Source organism: Neoaquamicrobium microcysteis (assembly GCF_008180155.1).
Classification (GTDB): Bacteria; Pseudomonadota; Alphaproteobacteria; order Rhizobiales; family Rhizobiaceae; genus Aerobium; species Aerobium microcysteis.
The window spans coordinates 75,605-95,302 of record NZ_VSZS01000058.1 but is presented as its reverse complement, the minus strand read 5'-3'; the positions used below and the strand labels follow the sequence as shown (position 1 = coordinate 95,302).

Below are 19,698 nucleotides of genomic sequence, written 5' to 3'. Positions count from 1 at the left end.
ATGGAACAGCACGTTTATGGCCGGGCCGCGAAGAACGATCGCCCGCTGATGCGCTCCATGGCGCGGGGCTTCATGGGCCGTTGCCCGCATTGCGCCAGGGGTCGTCTGTTCGGCAAGTTTCTCAAGGTGGCGGATCGTTGCGATGCCTGCGGCGAGGAATATCACCATCACCGCGCCGACGACCTGCCCGCCTATCTGGTCATCTTCATCGTCGGCCACATCGTCGTCGGTGCCTTCATGGGCGTCGAGCGCATGGTCGAATTGTCCACGTGGCAGCATCTGGCGATCTGGGGACCTCTCACGCTGGTCGCGACGATCGGACTTCTCCAACCGGTCAAGGGCGCCGTCGTTGGTTTGCAGTGGGCGCTCAGGATGCATGGCTTTTCGGGAACCCCCGACGCCCTCGAAACGCACCCGGAGCTTTGATAGCCTTGGCTGTGGAGGGACGCACCATGGAAGGCATGACGCGCGCCGAAGTCGATAAAGTCGAAAACAAGGACTTCGCGCTGGGCGTCGGGCCGAAGCGTCCGCGCGACGCCGCGACCCTCATCCTGCTCGACCGCGTCGGCGGGGAATTCCGCGTGCTGATGGGCCGTCGCCACATGCGTCACGCGTTTATGCCCGGCAAGTTCGTGTTTCCGGGCGGGCGCACTGATCCAGCCGACAGCCGCATACCGGTAGTGACGGGGCTCCATCCCGACGTCGAATGCAAACTTGTGGGAAAGCGCACCAGCACGGCCCGCGCACGCGCGATCGCCCTTTCGGCCGTGCGCGAGACCTACGAGGAAGCCGGCCTCCTTATTGGGCGAAAAGGCGCATTCGCGACATCAAAGGCCGACTGGCAGGGCTTTGCCGACCACGGCGTCCGTCCCTCGCTGGAAGCCCTGCGCTTCGTTGCCCGCGCAATCACCCCGCCCGGTCGCGTGCGTCGCTTCGACACCCGCTTTCTTGCAGCCTTCAAGGACGATGTCGCCGTCGAACTGGCAGATGGCGGCCCGACCAACGAGTTGGAAGAGATCGTGTGGCTTCCCCTTGCTCAGGCGAAGAACGCTGACGTGCCCGCCATCACCCGCACCGTGCTGGACGATCTCGAAAGCCAGCTGAAGGAAGACCCCCTGCTCTCGCCCGGCGGGTCTGCGCCCTTCTACTACATGCGCCACAACCGCTTCTGCCGCGACGTCCTCTGACGCTTTCCATCTCTTACCGCAGGTGACCACGATGGCGACCTCGCCGTCCGCTCAGCAGCATCAACCGGAAGCCGCCATGCGCTGGCTCTCGATCTCGGCGGCCATTGCATCCATCAGCGTGGTGGGCATTGCCATCGGGCTCGGCGTGCCGCTGCTTTCGGTCATTCTGGAATCGCGCGGCCACTCCGCGACGATGATCGGCGCCAACACGGCCGTCGCGGGCATCGCGTCGATCGTTGCCGCCCCTTTTGCGACGCCGCTGGCCGTACGGTTCGGCGTTGTGCCTGTCATGCTGGCCATGATCGTCGCGGGCGGGTTCGCCTTCGTCGGCTTCTATTTCGCGCCGGCTTTCTGGATGTGGTTCCCGCTCCGCGCGGTTCTGCATTTCGCTCTCACCGTCCTGTTCATCCTGTCGGAATTCTGGATATCGACATCCGCCCCGCCCCACAGGCGCGGCCTTGTGCTGGGTCTCTACGCCACAGTGCTGTCGCTCGGCTTTGCCTTCGGTCCGTTCCTGTTCGCGCAGATAGGCTCCGCCGGTTTCGCTCCCTTCGGCATCACCTTCGCGCTCGTCATGCTGGCGGCCGTGCCGGTTTCGCTGGCATGGCGCGAAAGCCCCGACATGCGCGGGCCCGCCACGCACTCGGGCAGCGGCATAGCCCGCTACATCTGGATGGTGCCGATGGCGACGGCGGCCGTCCTCGTGTTCGGCGCGGTTGAAACCGGCGGCTTCGCGCTATTCCCCGTCTACGGCTCGCGCATCGGCTATTCCGAAGCAGACGCCGCTCTTCTGCTGACGGCGGTCGGGCTCGGAAACGTCCTGTTGCAGATCCCGCTGGGCCTGTTGAGCGACCGAATGCGCGACCGACGTCACCTTCTGGTCGCCTGCGCCGTGGTCGGCCTCGTGGGCGTTCTGGCGTTGCCCTATGCGGCCGGCAACTGGCATGCCAGCGCCGCCATCCTGTTCGTCTGGGGCGGTGTCGTCGCGGGGCTTTATACGATCGGCCTCGCCCATCTGGGCTCACGCCTGTCGGGGCGCGACCTCGCCTCGGCCAACGCTGCCTTCGTGCTGTGCTACGGCATCGGCATGCTGCTCGGCCCGCAGGCGATCGGCATCGGCATGGATGTCGCCGGACCGAACGGTTTCGCATGGTCGATAGCGCTTTTCTTCGCCTTCTATCTGGTTCTTGCGGTCTTCCGGCTGGGCAGCCGCCAGCTTCGTGCCTGATCGGACTTGACTTTCGCCCAGCGTTCTTTATGTGTCCGCGCGAGTTTTCCGCAACCGGGCTGCCGCCCGAAACGATGCGGCGACCCCATTCAAGAATAGCGGACAGGAAAAATGGCCAAGGCTACGACCATCAAGATCAAGCTTCTGTCGACCGCCGACACGGGCTTCTTCTACGTCACGAGCAAGAACAGCCGCACGATGACGGACAAGATGACCAAGCGCAAGTACGACCCGATCGCCAAGAAGCACGTCGAGTTCAAGGAAACGAAGATCAAGTAATCTTCTCATCCTCGCAGAATGCAAAACGCCGCTCCTTCGGGGCGGCGTTTTCTTTTGGCGTAACACTGGCGCGATCTCACGCGAGCATGCCGACACCTGCACGCGACGATGCGGCTGTCTTGGACGGTTCAGACATATGAGAATGAGAGCAAAGGGGGCCGGTCGGCGTCTGGCAGCGGTACGAGGAGGCCACTATGCACCAGAGCCGACCGGCCAACCCCACGGACCCAGGAGATGCGGCGGACCTGAGCATCATGGGGTGTCTGCATGAACGGATGGGAACGTTTCCCCCACCCGTCTTACCCATGGCGACAGTCGCTCAACATCGCAGGAAAATCAATAGTTTCTTAACTATCCGGCCTGATTCTCGAATATTAGGGTAAATTTCTAACCACGTCGCGATTGATTTCGACCGCAAGCACCTGACGGTGTGTCGAATCAGGCGGCAGCGGCCACGACGCGGTTGCGGCCGCCGTTCTTGGCCTCGTAGAGCGCCACGTCGGCGCGCTTCATCATCGCTTCGACTGTGTCGGGCGCGCTTGCGGCCATTGCCGAAACCCCGACGCTCACTGTCACGTCGATCAGGGCACCGTGTGGCCCGGCTGCGAAAGGAGCCTGCGCGATTTGTTCGCGGATGCGTTCGGCAACCTTCTGGGCGATCTCGGCATCCGTGTCAGGCATGACCACGACGAACTCCTCGCCGCCCATCCGGCACGCGAGATCGATACCCCGCACGTTCTTGCGCAGCCGTGCCGCAAATTCGCGCAGCACCTCATCGCCGACGTCGTGCCCCCAGGTATCGTTGATCGACTTGAAGCGGTCGATGTCGGTAATCATCAGCGAAAGCGGCCGGCGGCGGCTTCGGGCTCTCTCGAATAGCGTCGCCAGATGGCTGTCCAGATAGCGGCGGTTGTGCAGGCCCGTCAGCCCGTCGGTCACCGCCATCTCGATTGTCTGCGCCACGCTGGCGCGCAGATGGTCGTTATAGCGCTTGCGCTTGACCTGCGTGGTCAGCCGCGCGACCAGCTCGTGCTGGTCCACCGGGCGCACCAGATAGTCGTTCACGCCCAGTTCCAGCGCCCGCACGAGGCGTTCTTCCTCCCCCTCGCCGGCCAGCAGCATGATGGGCACGAAACGCGTGCGGTCGAGAGTGCGCAGCTGCGAGCAAAGCCGCAGCGGATCGTAGTCGCCCAGGTCCGTCGAGACGATGACGCAGTCGAAACCGCCTTCGGCCGCCTGGAAAAAGGCCGCCTGCGGATCCTGCGTCACCGTGAGTTCACATCGCCCGCGCAGCATCTTGCCGATGCGCTCGGCCGCCGCCGGACGTGTATCGACCAGAAGCGAACGAACCTGCTCGTCCATTGCCGCGCTGCGGCGGCTCAACAGTTCCTCGATACCGATATTGCGAGTCGTGGACGCGCGCAGGCGCAGTTCGTCCGTCAGGTTCTTGAGCCGCACGAGGCTCTTGACCCGCGTCATCAGTTGCAGGTCGTTCACCGGCTTGGTCAGGAAGTCGTCGGCGCCGGCTTCCAGACCGCGCACGCGGTCCGATATCTGGTCGAGCGCGGTTATCATCACGACCGGGATGTGCTGGGTCGCCGGATCGGATTTGAGCCTTCGGCAGACCTCGAAGCCGTCCATCTCCGGCATCATCACGTCGAGCAGAACCACGTCGACCTTGCCGTTCTCGCAGATTTCCAGCGCCTCCGCGCCGCCATGCGCGGTCAGCACCTCGAAATACTCGGCCAGCAGCCGCGCCTCGAGCAGCTTCACATTGGCCGGGACATCATCGACGACGAGAATGCGAGCGGTCATCAGGCATCGCCCAGATAGGATTTGATCGTCTCGATGAACTTGCCGACCGAGATCGGCTTGGAAATATAGGCCTCGCAGCCACCCTGCCGGATGCGTTCCTCGTCACCCTTCATGGCAAAGGCGGTGACCGCGATTACCGGAATGGGGTGCAGCTCGTCATCCTCCTTGAGCCATTTGGTCACTTCCAGCCCGGAAACTTCCGGCAGCTGAATATCCATGAGGATGAGGTCGGGCTTGTGCGCGCGGGCAAGGTCCAGCGCCTCCAGGCCGTTGCGGGTACGCACCGTTTCGTAGCCGCTCGCCTCGATCAGGTCGCGGAAGAGCTTCATGTTGAGCTCGTTATCCTCGACGATCATCACCTTCTTGGACATGGCCACCCTGTCTGCCGATCGGATGCAGCTCTCCGGCGCATCCGCACTGCACGAATCTTCATTCCAGCCTACCGCAATTTCATTGACGAAAGGAAAACCTCGGTCGAACCGCCGGTTGCGGCACCGGCGCTGCCTGCGCTACAGGCTTTGGCATGAACAGAACGCCCCACTCACGACTGGGCAAGATGGACCCGGCCGCCGCCGAGCAGCTCGCGATTTCCGCGCTGGCCTTTGTCGCGTCCGACCCCGCCTTGCTGCCGCGCTTTCTGGCACTCTCGGGCATCGATGCCGGCCAGATCAGGCTGGCGGCCGGCGAGCCCGGCTTCCTTGCGGGGGTGTTGCAGTTCATCCTGGCCCACGAGCCTACCCTTGCCGCGTTCTGCGAATCGACGCAGACCGAACCCGCGCACGTCTCGGCCGCCCTGCGTGCGCTCCCCTTCGGCGACGACCGCTTCGAGGCTTCAACGTGACTATCGACCCTGAGACCCTTCGCCAGATCGAGGAGCTTTCGCACGACGACAGGCCGCTGCTGGTGCTTGATGTCGATGATGTGCTGCTCGATTTCATCCGGCCGTTCCCGCGTTATCTCCAGCAGGAGGGCTATCGGCTGGAGTTCAGCAATTTCCGCCTGCACGGCAACATATTCCATGTCGAGACCGGCAGCGCGGCCGAGCGCGAACGCGTCAGCGACCTGCTTGCCGCCTTCTTCGACGCACAGGCGGCGTGGCAGACCTTGACCGAGGGTGCTGCCGACGCGATCGAGACGATTTCCAGGGATGCCGAAGTGGTATTGCTGACCGCTATGCCGCATCGCCACCGCGATATCCGCCGCCGGCATCTGGACGAGCTTGGCCTGTGCTACCCCTTGTTGACGACGGAGATGGCAAAGGGGCCGGCGATCCTGCGTCTTCGCGGCGAGACGGAACGCCCGGTCGCCTTCGTCGATGACATGCCGCACAACCTTCTCTCGGCACAGGAATTCGTCCCCGACGCGCATCTGTTCCATCTGATGGCCGACAACTCCCTTCGCAAATTTCTGCCTCCACCGCCGGAAGGCATCGTCACGGTAGAGGACTGGCGCGATGCGAGCGGCAGGATTGCGGCGGCGCTGGGTATCTGACTGCCGCGTGCAGCCTCAGCCGAGTTCCATCCGCATCAGCGGCCGGCCCGGCTTGCGCGTTACCACCGGCAGGAAACCGGCCTTCTCGAACACCCGCGTCGAGCCGACGAAAAGTCCGATCGAGCGCGAATCCTTCGACTGGTCCATTGGGCAAGCCTCCAGCGCCCGTGCGCCGGCCTCGCGCGCGTAGCCTATGCCCGCAGCCACGAGCCGGTGGGTCAGTCCCCTGCCTCTCGCCTTGCTGCGGATGAAGAAGCATGAGATCGCCCACACTGCCGGATCGCCAGCTTCGTCCGGCATCAAGGGCGCCGACACGCGGCCCGCATTGTTCCATTCGGGCACGTCCGCACGCGGGCCGATCTGCATCCATCCGACGGCCTTCCCGTCCGCAACGGCAAGCAATCCCGGCGGCGGGCCATTCTCGATTCGCGCGCGAATGAAATCCTTGTTGCGCTGCCGGTCGTTCTCCCGGCGTATGGCAGGCGGCAACCTGAAATGCGTGCACCAGCAGCCGTAGCAGGCGCCTTGCTTGCCGAACAGATCCTCGAAAAGCGGCCAGCGCTCCGGCGTCAATGGCAGGACGTCCGTCGCCTCGTCGACAACAGTCACCACCCCTCCTTCCCTACCCGCACACCGTCTTGTTGGCGCGGCGGGCATCGACTATGATTACGTTTGTTCCCTCTATGTTCGCATCCATGCCGACGCCTGTCAACGATCCAACACAAGGCTTTTGCCGCGATTGCCTCGGCCTTCAAAGGGCCGTAAAGCAGCGCTGCGAGGTGTGCGGAAGCCCTCGCCTCGCTCGCCATGCGGAACTCTACGATCTGTCCCTGGCGCACATAGACTGCGATGCCTTCTATGCTGCGGTCGAAAAGCGCGACCGGCCCGAATTGCGTGACCGGCCCGTTATCATCGGTGGCGGCAAGCGCGGCGTGGTTTCCACCGCCTGCTACATCGCGCGCATCCGCGGCGTTCGCTCGGCCATGCCGATGTTCAAGGCGCTGGAGGCCTGTCCCGACGCCGTGGTCATCAAGCCCGACATGGAAAAGTATGTGGCCGTTGGGCGGCAGGTGCGCGCCATGATGCAGGCGCTGACACCTCTGGTGGAGCCCATCTCGATCGACGAGGCTTTTCTCGACCTCGCCGGAACGCAGAAGCTGCACGGCAGGCCGCCGGCACTCGTGCTGGCCGACTTTGCCAGAAGGGTCGAGCGGGAGGTTGGCATCACCGTGTCCGTGGGCCTGTCCTATTGCAAGTTCCTTGCGAAGGTCGCGTCGGATATGGCCAAGCCGCGCGGCTTCTCCGTCATCGGCGACGCCGAGGCGCTCTCCTTCCTGGCCGACAAGCCGGTGTCGCTCATCTGGGGCGTGGGCAAGGCGTTCGAGGCAACGCTGGCGGAAGGCGGCATCCGCACCATCGGTCAGTTGCAGACGATGGAACGCAACGAACTGCTGCGCCGCTACGGCACGATGGGCGACAGGCTGCACCGGCTCTCGCGCGGGCAGGATGAGCGCCAGGTCCATCCGGAGCACGACGCCAAGAGCGTGTCGGCTGAAACCACCTTCGACAAGGATCTGGCGACGTTCGACGATCTCGTCCCGATCCTGCGGGCGCTGTCGGAGCAGGTGTCGGCCCGTTTGAAGAAGTCCGGGATCGCAGGCCGAACGGTCGTTTTGAAACTGAAGAGCGCCGATTTCCGGATCAAAACGCGCAACCGTCAGCTCGCAGACGCGACGCGGCTGGCGGATCGCATCTTCGCTACGGGACTGGAGCTTCTGCGGCGCGAGACCGACGGCACGCGATACCGCCTGCTTGGCATCGGCGTCAGCGATCTTTCCGATGACGGACGCGCCGACCCGCCCGACCTGGTGGACGTGCAGTCACGCAAGCGGGCGCTGGCGGAAGGAGCGGTCGACCAATTGCGCGCGAAGTTCGGCGGCAAGGCCGTCGAGACCGGATACACGTTCGGGCGCGGCAGTCGTGGACGACTGCCGCGCCCGGATGAAGAATGACGTCTTGCCGAGGAAAGCTAGATGTCCAGCGCCGGCCGGCGAGGCTGGGCCGCACCCGGGTCGAGCGGGGGCAACTGTGCGGCATCGCTGGTCTGCTGCATTGCCGGCTGCTGCGGGTTGATCTGGCGCGCGACCCACTCCGGCACTTCGCGCTGCGGATACATCAACGGCTCGTTCTGAAGAACCACCACGACCGTGTCCACTGGAACGCGATTGTAGAGGTCGATGATGTCCTGATTGAACAGGCGGATGCAACCGGACGAAACGGCAAGACCGATGGACCATGGCTCCGACGTGCCATGGATGCGGTAGAGGGTGTCTCGGCTGCCCTGGAAGAGGTAGAGCGCGCGCGGCCCGAGCGGGTTGGTCAGGCCCGGCTCCATGCCGCCGGCATACTGCGCGTAGCGGTCCGGCTCACGCGCGATCATTCCGGGCGTCGGGGTCCAGCGCGGCCATTCGGCCTTGCGGGCGACGCGGGCGGTGCCTTCGAACTCGAGACCGGCCTTGCCGACGCCGATGCCGTAGCGCATCGCCTTGCCACCTTCCTGCACGAGGAAGAGGAAGCGGTTTGCCGTATCGACGACGAGCGTGCCGGCCGGCTCGCTGCGATGATAGTCGACCTGCTGGCGATAGAAGCGCTGGTCGACCTGACGGATGTCGGTGGCGGGAAGCGGGAAGCGTTCATCCGGCTTCGCCCCGTACATGGCCACGTAGTACGGGTCAGGGCCGGTTGGCGTCACCGATTCGAGAACCTGCGCGGTCTTGGTGCAGGCGGCCAGGAAAAGCGGGGCGGAGGCGAGAAAGAGCCGACGGGAAAGCCGGCCAGGGGTCGATCCCTTGAGATCGTCTTTGACACACATGAGGCGGAACCTGAGACTTCTGTTGTTCGTAGTCGCGCAGCGAACGCGTTCGGCGTCCTTCAGTTCCGTTGGTGAAGGCCAAACGTGGCCATGGCTTGTGCGATATGGGGCAGAAAAGTGACGGGGTCGCCGGTGTTGCTCTGTTGCAACAATGCGGCGCGCGCGACGCTATTCGCCGGCTGTCGCCAAGGTTTCGTCATACGCGCTCATCGCAGCGGGAATACCCAGTCCTGAAAGTATGAACGCTCCGCTGGCGCCATCGGGCGTTTCCTTGTCGATCCGAACCGCTGCGGTTTCCTGCGTGGGCTCCGCCTGTTCTTCATGCGCCCTTATCGCCTGATAGACGGCGGCGAGCGAGCCGGGACTGATGGCGGAGATAGCGCGAAAATAGGTCGGGCTTTCGTTCATCTCCTCGCTCTCCTCCACCAGCGCCCGCGTCGGAGTGCCTGGGAGGTTATGCGGTGGAGAAGCCGTGGCCGGTCGTGCGAGCGTGCCCACATAAGAAAACCCGCCGACGATCATGTCCGTCCCCGCTGCGCCCGAGCACCTGCTCTGGCGCGCGTTCTAGCGAAGCTTTGTGGACGACGTCTTCACGCACGCGGCGCAATTTGGCTCAAATACCCGCGATCAGGAATCGAGCATGTCCTTGACCGTCGTCGCCAGTTGCTTGAGCGTGAACGGCTTGGGCAGGAAGCCGAACTTCGCTTCTTCGGGAAGGTTCTTGGCAAAGGCGTCCTCGGCATAGCCGGACACGAAGATGAACTTGATGTCGGGCTGGCGCTTGATGAGTTCACCCAGAAGCGTCGGCCCGTCCATCTCCGGCATCACGACGTCGGAAACGACGATATCGACCTTGCCGTCCAGTTCCTCGAAGATTTCCAGCGCCTCGACACCGGAGGAAGCCTCGTGCACCGTATAGCCGCGGGAGGAAAGCGCGCGCACGCCGCCCATGCGCACCGCGTCCTCGTCTTCCACCAGGAGCACCGTGGCCGAACCGGACAGATCCTTGCTGGCTGCGGGCTTTGCAGGCGCAACAACTTCGGCCACCGCCGCTTCGTCGCCGCTCTTTTCCTTCGGCGCCTCCGCGATGTGGCGCGGCAGGAAGATGCGGAACGTCGCGCCGTTGCCCGGCTCCGACGAGCAGAAGATGAAGCCGCCGGTCTGCTTGACGATGCCGTACACCATCGACAGGCCGAGGCCGGTGCCCTTGCCGACTTCCTTGGTGGTGAAGAAGGGCTCGAATATCTTCGCCAGCACGTCGGCGGGGATACCCGTCCCGGTGTCCTCGACTTCGACCAGCACGTAGTCGGCAGGCGCAAGCTCACGATAGCCGAACGACGCGCACTCTGCCTCCGGCACGTTTCGTGTGCGCACCGAAAGCGCGCCGCCTCCCGGCATGGCGTCGCGCGCATTGACGGTGAGGTTGACGATCACCTGCTCGAACTGCCCGATATCGGCCTTGACCGGCCAAAGGTCGCGGCCATGGTCTATGGTCAGTTTGATCTCGTTGCCGGCCAGGCGCGACAACAGCATCCGCAAATCCGCCAGCACGTCGGTGAGGTTCAGCACCTCCGGCCGCATGGTCTGCTTGCGTGAGAACGCCAGCAACTGGCGCACCAGCGAGGCGGCGCGGTTGGCGTTCTGCTTGATGTTCATGATGTCCGGGAAGGACTGGTCGGACGGCCGGTGATTAGCCAGAAGCAGGTCCGACGCCATGATGATGGCGGTCAGCACGTTGTTGAAGTCGTGCGCGATGCCGCCCGCGAGCTGGCCGACGGCCTGCATCTTCTGGCTCTGCGCCATCTGCGCTTCCAGCGCCTTCTGCTCGGTCGTCTCGACGGCGTAGACGATGGCCGCCTCCTCCGCGCCCTCGCCCGAACCGGCATCGGCCACGGCGTTGACGTAGAAGCGCATGTGGCGCTCCTCGTTGTCGGGCAGCACCGTGTCGATCGGCGCGATGTCCGCCTGATGCTGGCGCGCGCGGGCGAGCGCGGCATCGAAGGCCGCGCGGTCGCGGGGATGGATGACCGCCTCCAGCTTGACCCGGCGATCCAGCATGTCGCGGTCCACGGCGGGCGAGAACAGCGACAGGAACGGCGCGTTGGTTCGCAGGATGCGCCCTTCGCCGTCCACCCCGGCAATGGCCATCGGCGTCGAGTTGAAGAAGCGCGTGAAGCGCACTTCCGACGCGCGAAGCTCTGCGGAGGCGTCTTCGCCGTGGTTGCGGTTGAGCACGATGGTGCGCGAGGGTCCCGGCGCTCCGTCGCGGCTGGCCGTCACGCGGTGCATGAAGCGCACCGGCAACGCGGCCCCCGAGACCGTCGATAGGTCGAGGTCGATCACGGCGTTGCGTGTCGACCCCGGATCGGCCTTCACCGAGCGGATAAGCGCCATACCGTCGCCCGCCACCACCTGAGACAGCGTGGTCGATCCGGGCGTGAAGGAAGCGAGGTCGATACCCAGCCATTCGGCCAGTGTCGCGTTGATATAGGTCACCCGGCCGGAAGCGTCGGCGGCGAAGAAGCCTGCCGGCGCATGGTCCAGATGGTCGATCGCCTTTTGAAGGTCGAGGAAGAAGCGTTCCTGCTCTGCGCGTTCTGCCGAAATGTCGGCGATCTGCCATGCAGACAGCGGCTGGCGGTAGCCAGGCACCTTGAAGGTCCGTGCGCGCACCCGATACCAGCGCGCGCCGGGATCGGCACCGGGCCGGATCGCGCCGCCGAGCCGGAACTCGCCGTCGCCGGCGATGCCGTCACGGAGGCCCGCGGCCAGCCGGTAGATCGTGGGAGACGCTTCCGGGCTGTCCGACAGCAGGCCTTCCACCGTGCGCACGTCGGCTGCCGATGTCGCGCCGGTCATCTCCGCATAGGCGCGGTTGGCGTAGACGACCCTGCCCTTTATGTCCGCGACGATCAGCCCCTGCCCCATCGTGTCGACGAAGGCGCGCGACAGTTCGTCGGCCGTTGAGCGCGGAGCCACCTGTATGAAGCCGATGGCGGTGGTAAACAGGAAGCCGACGCCGATCATCGCCAGAACGCCGAGCAGGCCGAGCAGCAGCGGATCCCCCAGCCGTTCGCGGAACACGGCGAACACCAGGGCTGCGAAGATCAGCACGACGATGAAGATCAACAGGCGCGTTATCGCACCGGGTCTGGCGCTCTGGTCCACGATCGGTGCGGGACGGATTTCGCCGCCGGTTTGTCTCGCCATTCGATTCCTGCCTGCCATGCCCGCGCGGCCCAAGGATGGTTCGGCATACATCATGGCCGTCCGCATTCGCAAGGGCGGCAGGCCCGTCTCCCTGGGTTCCGTGCCGCCGCCGCACGCTTCGCTCAAGCTTCGGCCTCATTGGCCGGTCCGGGAACTTGCCGCGACCATCGACGCCGTCTAGTGTTCGCGCGCAAAAGCGCGAAAGCGAAGAAAATACCAGGAGAGTCGACATGCAGGCATGGTTGGAGAGTGTGGCCGGCCCGGAATACGCTTCGGCGCTGATGTGGACGCTTCTGGCGCTGGTCGCGCTGCTCGTGCTGCTTGTGGCGGTCAAGATCGTGCGTGGCCTTACCTTCGGCACCTTCGTGGCGGGCGGACGCAACCGCAAGACCCGTCTGGCGGTGATGGACGCCGCCGCCGTGGACAGCCAGCGCCGGCTGGTGCTGGTGCGCCGCGACGATGTCGAACATCTCATTCTTATAGGCGGGCCGAGCGACGTGGTTGTCGAGCAGAACATAAGGTTGCTGCCGCCCTCGCGGCGTCCAGCGGAGGAAGCGCCGGCAGTTGCCGTGGCTCCGGTGCCGGAGCGCCCAACCCAGCAGGAACCCGCCGCCCGCCCGGTACGCACGCCTCAGCCGCCCGTCGCGACCCCTCCTCGCCAGCCCGCGCCGCCCCCCATCATCCCGGCACCGCCGGTACAGGCAGCTCCTCCGCCTCCTCCACCCGTATCGCCCTCCGTGGCATCACCGGCTGTGCAGGCATCCGAGCGTGCCACCGAACCGAGATTTTCATCGCTGGCGCCGACCGTGCCGGTTCAGGCACCCGCATCACAGCCGCCCTTGGTGGCGCAACCCGAGCCCGTAGCCGCCAGCGTCAAGACGCTGCGCCCGGTAACCGAGCCCGTGGCGGAAACGCCGGCCCCGCGCAATCATGATCTGGACGACGCCCTGCTGGAAGAGCTCGAGGTGTCGCTGGAAATGGACCAGCAACGCAAGAATGCGGCTGGCCCCGATCTGTCGCTTGACGAGGAGATGAGCAGGCTTCTGGGGGACCTGTCGAGCAAGCGGTAGACGAGGGCACCGCCTTCCCGTTCTCGGCAAATGAATGCGCCGTCCGGCGGAGGGGCCGGCTGTATCGTCAATAAAAAAAGCGGCTCCAGGGCCGCTTTCAGTTCCGCTCAGTCGTCGCGATACACTTTTTCGCGACGCTCGTGTCGCTCTTGCGCCTCGATGGAGAGCGTCGCGATGGGGCGCGCATCCAGGCGCTTGAGGGCGATCGGCTCGCCGGTCTCTTCGCAGTAGCCGTAAGTCCCCTCGTCGATCCGCTGCAGGGCGGCATCGATCTTCGAGATGAGCTTGCGCTGGCGGTCGCGGGCGCGAAGCTCGATCGCCCGATCGGTCTCCGAGGAGGCGCGGTCAGCGAGATCGGGATGGTTGGCGTTTTCCTGCTGGAGGATTTCGAGCGTTTCGCGTGCTTCGCGAAGTATATCGTTCTTCCAGGAAACGAGCTTAGTGCGGAAGTATGCTTTCTGCCGCTCGTTCATGAAGGGTTCGTCTTCGGAGGGAACGTAATCGGTCTCAATAGTTCCTGACATTCGACTCAATCCCAAAAGCTGCAGTCCGGGCGCCTATATATTCTTGGGTTCAAGGGTGCACAAGCGCAAAGGAATGACCGCTCACGCATTTGTCAAACACGCCAAGCGGCCTGCCGCAGCGTCATCAAGCACGTCGTCACGCCCGTCCGTCGACCATCCGGTTGCACGGCGCATTGCGGAAAGCTAAACCGGATCGACGGGCCCGCGATCGCCATTCCGGCAGGGCTGGAACTGCGAGGTTCGATGACCCGGCTCTATCTTCTTCGACATGCACGGGCGAAATGGGCCGAACCTGGCTCCCGCGACTATGACCGAGCGCTCGACCCTTCCGGCAAGGCTGACGCCGAGACCGTGGCGGCCTCCATGCTGCTCGCCGGCTACGTCCCGGACAGGGTTCTGTGCTCTGGCGCAAGGCGTGCTCGCGAGACGTGGGAAGCGGCCTCGCGGCACCTCGCCGTCACGGATGTCGAGTATCTGGACGGGCTCTACAGTTCCGACGCTGGCGGCTATCTGGAGATCATACGGCAAAATGGCGGCTCTGGCTCCGTCCTCGTCGTCGGGCACAACCCGATGATGGAGGACCTCGCCATGGCGCTTTCGCGTGGCGGCGAAACCGATGCTCTCGCCGCCGTTGCCGGCGGCTTCCCGACCTGCGGGCTGGCGGTCATCCGCTTTTCGACGCCGCTGGCGCAGATCGCCCCGGAAGACGGTTATCTGGAGGAGTTTCTCGCCCCGCGCGACCTGTAGATACCTGCCTTTGCTCGCCGAAGCGACGGCTGTCGGGTGAAGACTATGCGCAAAACACGAATGGCCGAGGCGCGGGCCTTTTCATATCGCCGAAGAAATACCTATATCGGGCCGATGACCATGAGACGCATTCTTTGGCTGCCCTGACTAGCATCGGCGACGAAGCGCGCATAGCGCTCGACACGCTGGCGGGACGTGCGGCCGGCCTCGTCAACCCGTCGCTGCGGCTCGGCGTCACCGGCCTTTCGCGTGCCGGCAAGACGGTGTTCATCACCTCGCTTGTGCACAATCTCGTCCATGGCGGGCGGCTGCCGCTGTTTGAGGCGCAGAAGAGCGGCCGCATTGCGCGCGCCTACCTCGAACATCAGCCCGACGACGCCGTGCCACGCTTCCAGTACGAGGATCACGTCGCCGCGCTGGTGGATGAGCGGGTCTGGCCCGATTCCACCCGCGCCATATCGGAACTTCGCCTGACGATTGAATACGAATCCGCTTCCGGCTGGGGCCGCATGTTCTCGCGTGGAAGGCTGTCCCTCGACATCGTGGATTACCCCGGCGAGTGGCTTCTCGACCTGCCGCTGCTGGGCAAGGACTTCGGCGCGTTTTCGCGCGATGCTTACGAACTTGCTCTGCTGCCGGCGCGTTCCGACCTCGCGGCCGAATGGCTGACCCTTGCCGGCGCGGCCGATCCGGACGCTCCCGCCGACGAGATGACTGCGCGGCGGCTGGCCGAAAGCTTCGCCGCCTATTTGCGTGCCGGCAAGCAGGATGAGCGCGCACTTTCGACCCTCCCGCCAGGACGCTTCCTGATGCCGGGCGACCTCGAAGGCTCCCCCGCGCTCACCTTCGCACCGCTGCCGAACCTCGCGGACGGCCGCGCAAAGCCCGGTTCCCTGCGCGCGATGATGGAGCGGCGCTACGAGGCCTACAAGACGCACGTCGTCCGGCCCTTCTTCCGCGAGCACATCGCGCGTCTTGACCGCCAGATCGTGCTGGTCGATGCGATGCAGGCACTCAATGCCGGTCCTGCGGCGGTGGCCGACCTCGAACGCGCCCTGACCGAAATCCTCGCCTGCTTCCGGCAGGGGCGCGGCAGCCTGCTCACCGGGTTGTTCTCCCGCCGCATAGACCGCATCCTGATCGCCGCCACCAAGGCCGATCACATCCACCACGAAAGCCATGACAGGCTGCAGGCGATCGTACGCCGGCTCGCCGACCGGGCCGTCGAGCGCGCCAGCTTTTCCGGCGCGGAAGTCGACGTTCTCGCGATGGCGGCAGTGCGCGCAACGCGCGAAGGCACGGTAAGGCAGGGGCGAGACACCCTCCCCGTTATCATCGGCACGCCGCTAAAGGGCGAGACCATCGGCTCGGAAACCTTCGATGGAGAAAGCGAAACAGCGATATTTCCCGGTGACTTGCCGGAAAAAGCTGACATCGCGCTCAAAGGGTTGCACGGCGCCTCGCAGCCTGCCGAACCCGCCATACGCTTCGTGCGCTTCCGCCCGCCGCGGCTCGAACGGACCGCCGAAGGCGTAACCCTTTCGCTGCCCCATATCCGGCTCGACCGGGCGCTGCAATTCCTGATCGGGGACCATCTGGCATGAACGAGCCCAGAAAGCCCGCCGCGTTTCGCATTGAGCCGGAACGAAAGCCCGAGCCGGCAACGAAGGCTGCCCCGCCACGCGAGCCACGCGCCCTCAAGCCCGAAACTGCCGTCGTTCTTCCGGCCGAAATCGACGTCTTCGACGAGCCGGACGCCGCACTGGCCGAGCCGCCCCCCGCCGCCCCGCCGCGCCGCAGATCCAGGTTAGGTGCGATCTTCTTCGGCGCTATGGGGATCCTGCTGTCGCTGGCGCTGGGGCTGTGGACGGAACGGCTTATCGGCGATCTGTTCGCCCGATCCGACTGGCTGGGCTGGCTTGCGGCGGGCGTCGCAGCTGTCGCCGCTCTGGCCTTCATCGTCATAGTCGCGCGCGAGCTCGTCGGCCTTGCCCGCCTCAACTCCGTCGAAGCGCTTCGCCGCAAGGGCGCGGACGCGTTGGCGCATGACGATGCACGCGAGGCACGAAAGGTCGTCGCCGAACTGACGAGCTTCGTTGCGTCACGACCGGAGACTGCTGCCGGGCGTCGGTCCCTCGATGCGCTCAAGGACGACATTATCGACGGGGCCGATCTGGTGCGCCTCGCCGAAAAGGAACTGCTGGCCCCGCTCGACGCGCAGGCGCAGACGCTCATCCTCGATGCCGCCAAGCGTGTCTCGGTCGTCACTGCCGTCAGCCCGCGTGCGCTTGTGGACATCGCCTATGTGCTGTTCGAGGCCGGCCGCCTCATTCGGAGGCTGGCGGAGCTTTACGGCGGACGCCCCGGTACGCTCGGCTTCATCCGGCTGGCGCGTGACGTGCTTGCGCATCTCGCGGTCACGGGGGCGATTGCGGCAGGCGACGAGTTCGTCCACCAGATCGTCGGACAGGGCCTTGCAGCCCGCCTTTCTGCCAAGCTCGGCGAAGGCATCGTGAACGGCATGATGACGGCGCGAATCGGCGTTGCGGCAATGGAAACGGTACGCCCCCTGCCCTTTGCGGCGGTGAAGCGCCCCGGCATGGGCGACTTTCTCGCCGCCCTGTCCACTTTCGTGCGCCGAAAGAACGCTGTGGAAACCAAAAAAACCAAATGATCTTGCGCCGCGCCGCAGGTTCGACCATTCTCCGCGCGAGAGCGAATAGACGAAGCGTTAACCATTATTCTCCAAGGTCGGCTTCGTCGTTCCAGTCATCGTTGTCGCCGGGTGTCCCATCATGATCGCACGCGCATTCCTGTCCGCATTGCTGCCAGTCGTTGCCTCGATGGCTGTTGTCGGCAGCGCGCATGCTTCTGAGAAGGACAAGCGATTCTTCAGCAAGGTTCAGGGCGAATGGTCCGGGCCGGGCGAAATCGTTGCCGGCAAGTACAAGGGCACCCGCTTCACCTGCAATTTCACCGGTGCGACTCCCGACGGCAAGGTCGGCATGTCGCTTGACGGCGGCTGCCGTGTCGGCCTCTTCACGCAGAAGATGTCGGCCAGCGTCGAGCACAAGGGCCGTCAGGGCTATCGCGGCACCTTCATGGACGGCGCGATCGGTGAAGGCCTCGACGTCGTCGGCGGCAACGTCAATGGCGAACGCGTCACGCTGACGCTCAACCGCAATCAGCTCAACGGGGCGATGCTGGCGCGGCTGCCAAACGACGACACCATGCATGTCACCGTGTCCGTCAAGGTCGACAACGAGATGGTGCCGGTCATCGGCATGAACCTCAAGCGCATGGACACCCGCGCGGTCGGCTCCATCGACAATCGCTGATCGCGCCCGTAATCCCCATATTCCCTCCTGCCGATTCTATGCCTAGAACTAGACGCTGATGCGTTCGCGCGAAGCGTCTGGAGACCTTGGCATGGCAGGTGAAGCAGCCAATCACGGCGTGGATCTGATTCCGGTCGTTGCTCTTCTGGCGGCAGGCGTCGTCGCGGTGCCGCTGTTCAAGCGCTTCGGCCTTGATTCTGTACTGGGCTATCTTGCCGCCGGCCTCGTCATTGGTCCGTTTGGCCTCGGCCTGTTCTCCGACCCGCAGACGATCATCCATGTCGCCGAGCTCGGCGTGGTCATGTTCCTGTTCGTGATCGGGCTCGAAATGCAGCCTTCGCGGTTGTGGAGCCTGCGCGGCGAAATCCTCGGTCTCGGCGTCCTCCAGGTCGCGGCCTGCGGCTTATTGTTGACGGGCATCGGCATTCTCCTCGGATATTCGCCGGCCGTCGCGTTTGTGTTCGGCATGGGCTTCGTGCTGACCTCTACCGCCATCGTCTTCCAGCTTCTCAATGAGCGGGGCGAGCTTTCGACACCCAAGGGTCAGCGCATCGTCTCCATCCTGCTGCTGGAAGACATCGCGATCGTGCCGCTTCTCGCCTTCGTCGCGTTTCTCGCGCCCGGGTCGGGTGCGGACGAGGAGGCCGCCCGCTGGGTCACCATCACGATAGCGCTGGCCTCGATCGCCGGATTGGTGCTGGTGGGCCGTTTCCTGCTCAATCCGCTGTTCCGCATCCTGGCGCAGGCCGGCGCGCGCGAGGTGATGACCGCCGCCGCGTTGCTCGTGGTGCTGGGGTCCGCGCTAGCCATGCAACTCGGCGGTCTGTCGATGGCAATGGGCGCCTTCCTTGCGGGGGTGCTCCTGTCGGAATCGACCTTCCGTCACCAGCTCGAAGCCGACGTCGAGCCGTTCCGCGGCATTCTGCTCGGCCTGTTCTTCCTCGGCGTCGGCATGGCGCTCGATCTGACCGTCATCGCCCAAAACCTCGGCCTCATCGCGATTGCCGTGATTTCTTTCATGATCGTCAAGGCGCTCGGCATCTACGTCGTCGCGCGGCTGCTCAAGACCGGCCATGCCGAAGCTATGGAACGCGCCGTGCTGATGGCGCAGGGCGGCGAATTCGCTTTCGTGCTCTACGCCACGGCCACGACCGTCGGCCTCATCGACGGCACCGTGAATGCGATCTTCACGTCCACCGTCATAATTTCCATGGTGATCACGCCCTTCGCGATGATGGCGCTGAAACGCCTCACACCCGCGCCCGAACAGTCCTTGGACGGCGTCGAGGTTGCACACGATCTGCGCGGCAGCATTCTGGTCATCGGCTTCGGACGCTTCGGCCAGATCGTCAGCCAACCGCTCCTTCTGCGCGGCGAGGAAGTGTCGATCATCGATGCCGATGTCGAGATGATTCAGGCGGCCGCCGATTTCGGCTTCAAGGTCTATTATGGCGACGGCACACGCCTCGACATTCTCCGTGCGGCCGGCGCGGAGCATGCCAAGGCCATCCTCGTCTGCATCGACAAGCCGGAATCCGCGCTGCGCATCGTCGAGCTCATCAAGGCGGATTTCCCGCTTACCCCGGTTATGGTCCGCGCTTTCGATCGCGGCGCCGCGATCGAACTCATCAAGGCCGGCGCGGACTACCAGATCCGCGAGACGCTGCATTCAGCCTTCGTATTCGGACGCGCCACGCTCGGGCAATTGGGCGTCCCCGACGAAGAGGCGGACGAGTTGATGGAGGAGGTACGCCGTCGCGACGCGGAGCGGCTGGAGATCCAGGTAGTAGGCGGCATCTATGCCGGCAACCAGTTGCTAAAGGGCAACCAGCCGGTGCCGACCCCACTCGCTACGCCTCGCCGCGAGGGTAGCGCCGGCAATGAGGAAGCGGCCGAACTCATCCGTAAAGCGCCGGAAGCGGATGCCGTCTGACGGA

At 64.7% G+C, this 19,698-nt stretch carries 20 protein-coding genes; 13 read left to right on the top strand and 7 right to left on the bottom strand.

All coding sequences use genetic code 11. The features are described 5' to 3' along the window. The 4 genes from FY036_RS06830 (at position 1) to rpmG (ending at position 2,694) form a co-directional block, all read left to right on the top strand. Positions 1–426, top strand: a complete 426-nt coding sequence (locus FY036_RS06830) for a DUF983 domain-containing protein (RefSeq protein WP_148913967.1) — start codon at positions 1–3, stop codon at positions 424–426. Between the two features lie 26 nt (positions 427–452). Next, a complete protein-coding gene (locus tag FY036_RS06825) occupies positions 453–1,187 on the top strand; it encodes an NUDIX hydrolase (RefSeq protein ID WP_148913966.1) in 735 nt (244 codons plus the stop codon). A gap of 31 nt (positions 1,188–1,218) precedes the next feature. After that, the gene (locus FY036_RS06820; RefSeq protein WP_407941133.1) at positions 1,219–2,415 is read left to right on the top strand and encodes an MFS transporter; all 1,197 of its coding nucleotides are present in this window, start codon (positions 1,219–1,221) and stop codon (positions 2,413–2,415) included. 111 nt (positions 2,416–2,526) lie between these two features. Then, positions 2,527–2,694: a 50S ribosomal protein L33 gene (gene rpmG, locus FY036_RS06815; protein ID WP_148913965.1), complete on the top strand. Its 168-nt coding sequence runs from the start codon at positions 2,527–2,529 to the stop codon at positions 2,692–2,694. 438 nt (positions 2,695–3,132) lie between these two features. Here rpmG and FY036_RS06805 read toward each other — a convergent pair whose 3' ends face one another. Continuing rightward, positions 3,133–4,509, bottom strand: a complete 1,377-nt coding sequence (locus FY036_RS06805; protein ID WP_148913963.1) for a PleD family two-component system response regulator — start codon at positions 4,507–4,509, stop codon at positions 3,133–3,135. After that, the gene (locus tag FY036_RS06800; protein WP_148913962.1) at positions 4,509–4,880 is read right to left on the bottom strand and encodes a response regulator; all 372 of its coding nucleotides are present in this window, start codon (positions 4,878–4,880) and stop codon (positions 4,509–4,511) included. Before FY036_RS06800 ends, FY036_RS06805 begins: the two co-directional genes overlap by 1 nt. Before the next feature lie 152 nt (positions 4,881–5,032). On the opposite strand from FY036_RS06800, the gene FY036_RS06795 reads away from it, so the two are divergent. Together FY036_RS06795 and FY036_RS06790 are read left to right on the top strand one after the other, a co-directional pair. Next, entirely contained in the window at positions 5,033–5,350 is a 318-nt protein-coding gene (locus tag FY036_RS06795) for a DUF3572 domain-containing protein (protein WP_235897566.1), read from the top strand. Next, on the top strand, positions 5,347–6,000 hold the full coding sequence (locus FY036_RS06790) for a hypothetical protein (protein WP_148913961.1): 654 nt from the start codon (positions 5,347–5,349) through the stop codon (positions 5,998–6,000). Before FY036_RS06795 ends, FY036_RS06790 begins: the two co-directional genes overlap by 4 nt. 15 nt (positions 6,001–6,015) lie before the next feature. On the opposite strand, the gene FY036_RS06785 is transcribed toward FY036_RS06790, so the two are convergent. After that, positions 6,016–6,609, bottom strand: a complete 594-nt coding sequence (locus FY036_RS06785) for a GNAT family N-acetyltransferase (RefSeq protein WP_235897565.1) — start codon at positions 6,607–6,609, stop codon at positions 6,016–6,018. A gap of 74 nt (positions 6,610–6,683) precedes the next feature. On the opposite strand from FY036_RS06785, the gene FY036_RS06780 reads away from it, so the two are divergent. Further along, positions 6,684–8,012, top strand: a complete 1,329-nt coding sequence (locus FY036_RS06780) for a DNA polymerase IV (protein WP_148913959.1) — start codon at positions 6,684–6,686, stop codon at positions 8,010–8,012. Between the two features lie 17 nt (positions 8,013–8,029). Here FY036_RS06780 and FY036_RS06775 read toward each other — a convergent pair whose 3' ends face one another. The 3 genes from FY036_RS06775 to cckA all read right to left on the bottom strand — a co-directional run bounded on the left by FY036_RS06775 (position 8,030) and on the right by cckA (position 12,082). Then, positions 8,030–8,872 carry a L,D-transpeptidase gene (locus tag FY036_RS06775; RefSeq protein WP_201744706.1) on the bottom strand — a complete coding sequence of 281 codons (843 nt, stop codon included), beginning with the start codon at positions 8,870–8,872 and terminating at the stop codon, positions 8,030–8,032. Positions 8,873–9,040: 168 nt separating this feature from the next. Next, on the bottom strand, positions 9,041–9,394 hold the full coding sequence (locus tag FY036_RS06770; protein WP_148913958.1) for a hypothetical protein: 354 nt from the start codon (positions 9,392–9,394) through the stop codon (positions 9,041–9,043). Positions 9,395–9,499: 105 nt separating this feature from the next. Then, on the bottom strand, positions 9,500–12,082 hold the full coding sequence (gene cckA, locus FY036_RS06765; RefSeq protein ID WP_148913957.1) for a cell cycle histidine kinase CckA: 2,583 nt from the start codon (positions 12,080–12,082) through the stop codon (positions 9,500–9,502). A gap of 230 nt (positions 12,083–12,312) precedes the next feature. On the opposite strand from cckA, the gene FY036_RS06760 reads away from it, so the two are divergent. Beyond that, positions 12,313–13,152: a flagellar biosynthetic protein FliO gene (locus FY036_RS06760; RefSeq protein ID WP_148913956.1), complete on the top strand. Its 840-nt coding sequence runs from the start codon at positions 12,313–12,315 to the stop codon at positions 13,150–13,152. A gap of 107 nt (positions 13,153–13,259) precedes the next feature. On the opposite strand, the gene dksA is transcribed toward FY036_RS06760, so the two are convergent. Continuing rightward, complete coding sequence (gene dksA, locus FY036_RS06755) at positions 13,260–13,676, bottom strand: RNA polymerase-binding protein DksA (protein WP_148913955.1); 417 nt, start codon at positions 13,674–13,676, stop codon at positions 13,260–13,262. Positions 13,677–13,919: 243 nt separating this feature from the next. Between dksA and FY036_RS06750 the strand changes: the two genes are divergently transcribed. The 5 genes from FY036_RS06750 (at position 13,920) to FY036_RS06730 (ending at position 19,694) form a co-directional block, all read left to right on the top strand. Next, complete coding sequence (locus FY036_RS06750; protein ID WP_148913954.1) at positions 13,920–14,423, top strand: SixA phosphatase family protein; 504 nt, start codon at positions 13,920–13,922, stop codon at positions 14,421–14,423. A 134-nt stretch (positions 14,424–14,557) separates the two neighbouring features. Beyond that, complete coding sequence (locus tag FY036_RS06745) at positions 14,558–16,027, top strand: YcjX family GTP-binding protein (protein WP_148913953.1); 1,470 nt, start codon at positions 14,558–14,560, stop codon at positions 16,025–16,027. Then, complete coding sequence (locus FY036_RS06740; protein WP_148913952.1) at positions 16,024–17,097, top strand: YcjF family protein; 1,074 nt, start codon at positions 16,024–16,026, stop codon at positions 17,095–17,097. Before FY036_RS06745 ends, FY036_RS06740 begins: the two co-directional genes overlap by 4 nt. A gap of 121 nt (positions 17,098–17,218) precedes the next feature. Continuing rightward, on the top strand, positions 17,219–17,761 hold the full coding sequence (locus tag FY036_RS06735; RefSeq protein ID WP_148913951.1) for a hypothetical protein: 543 nt from the start codon (positions 17,219–17,221) through the stop codon (positions 17,759–17,761). Between the two features lie 91 nt (positions 17,762–17,852). Then, positions 17,853–19,694, top strand: coding sequence for a monovalent cation:proton antiporter-2 (CPA2) family protein (locus FY036_RS06730; RefSeq protein WP_148913950.1), 1,842 nt, complete (start codon positions 17,853–17,855; stop codon positions 19,692–19,694). Positions 19,695–19,698: the final 4 nt, after the last annotated feature.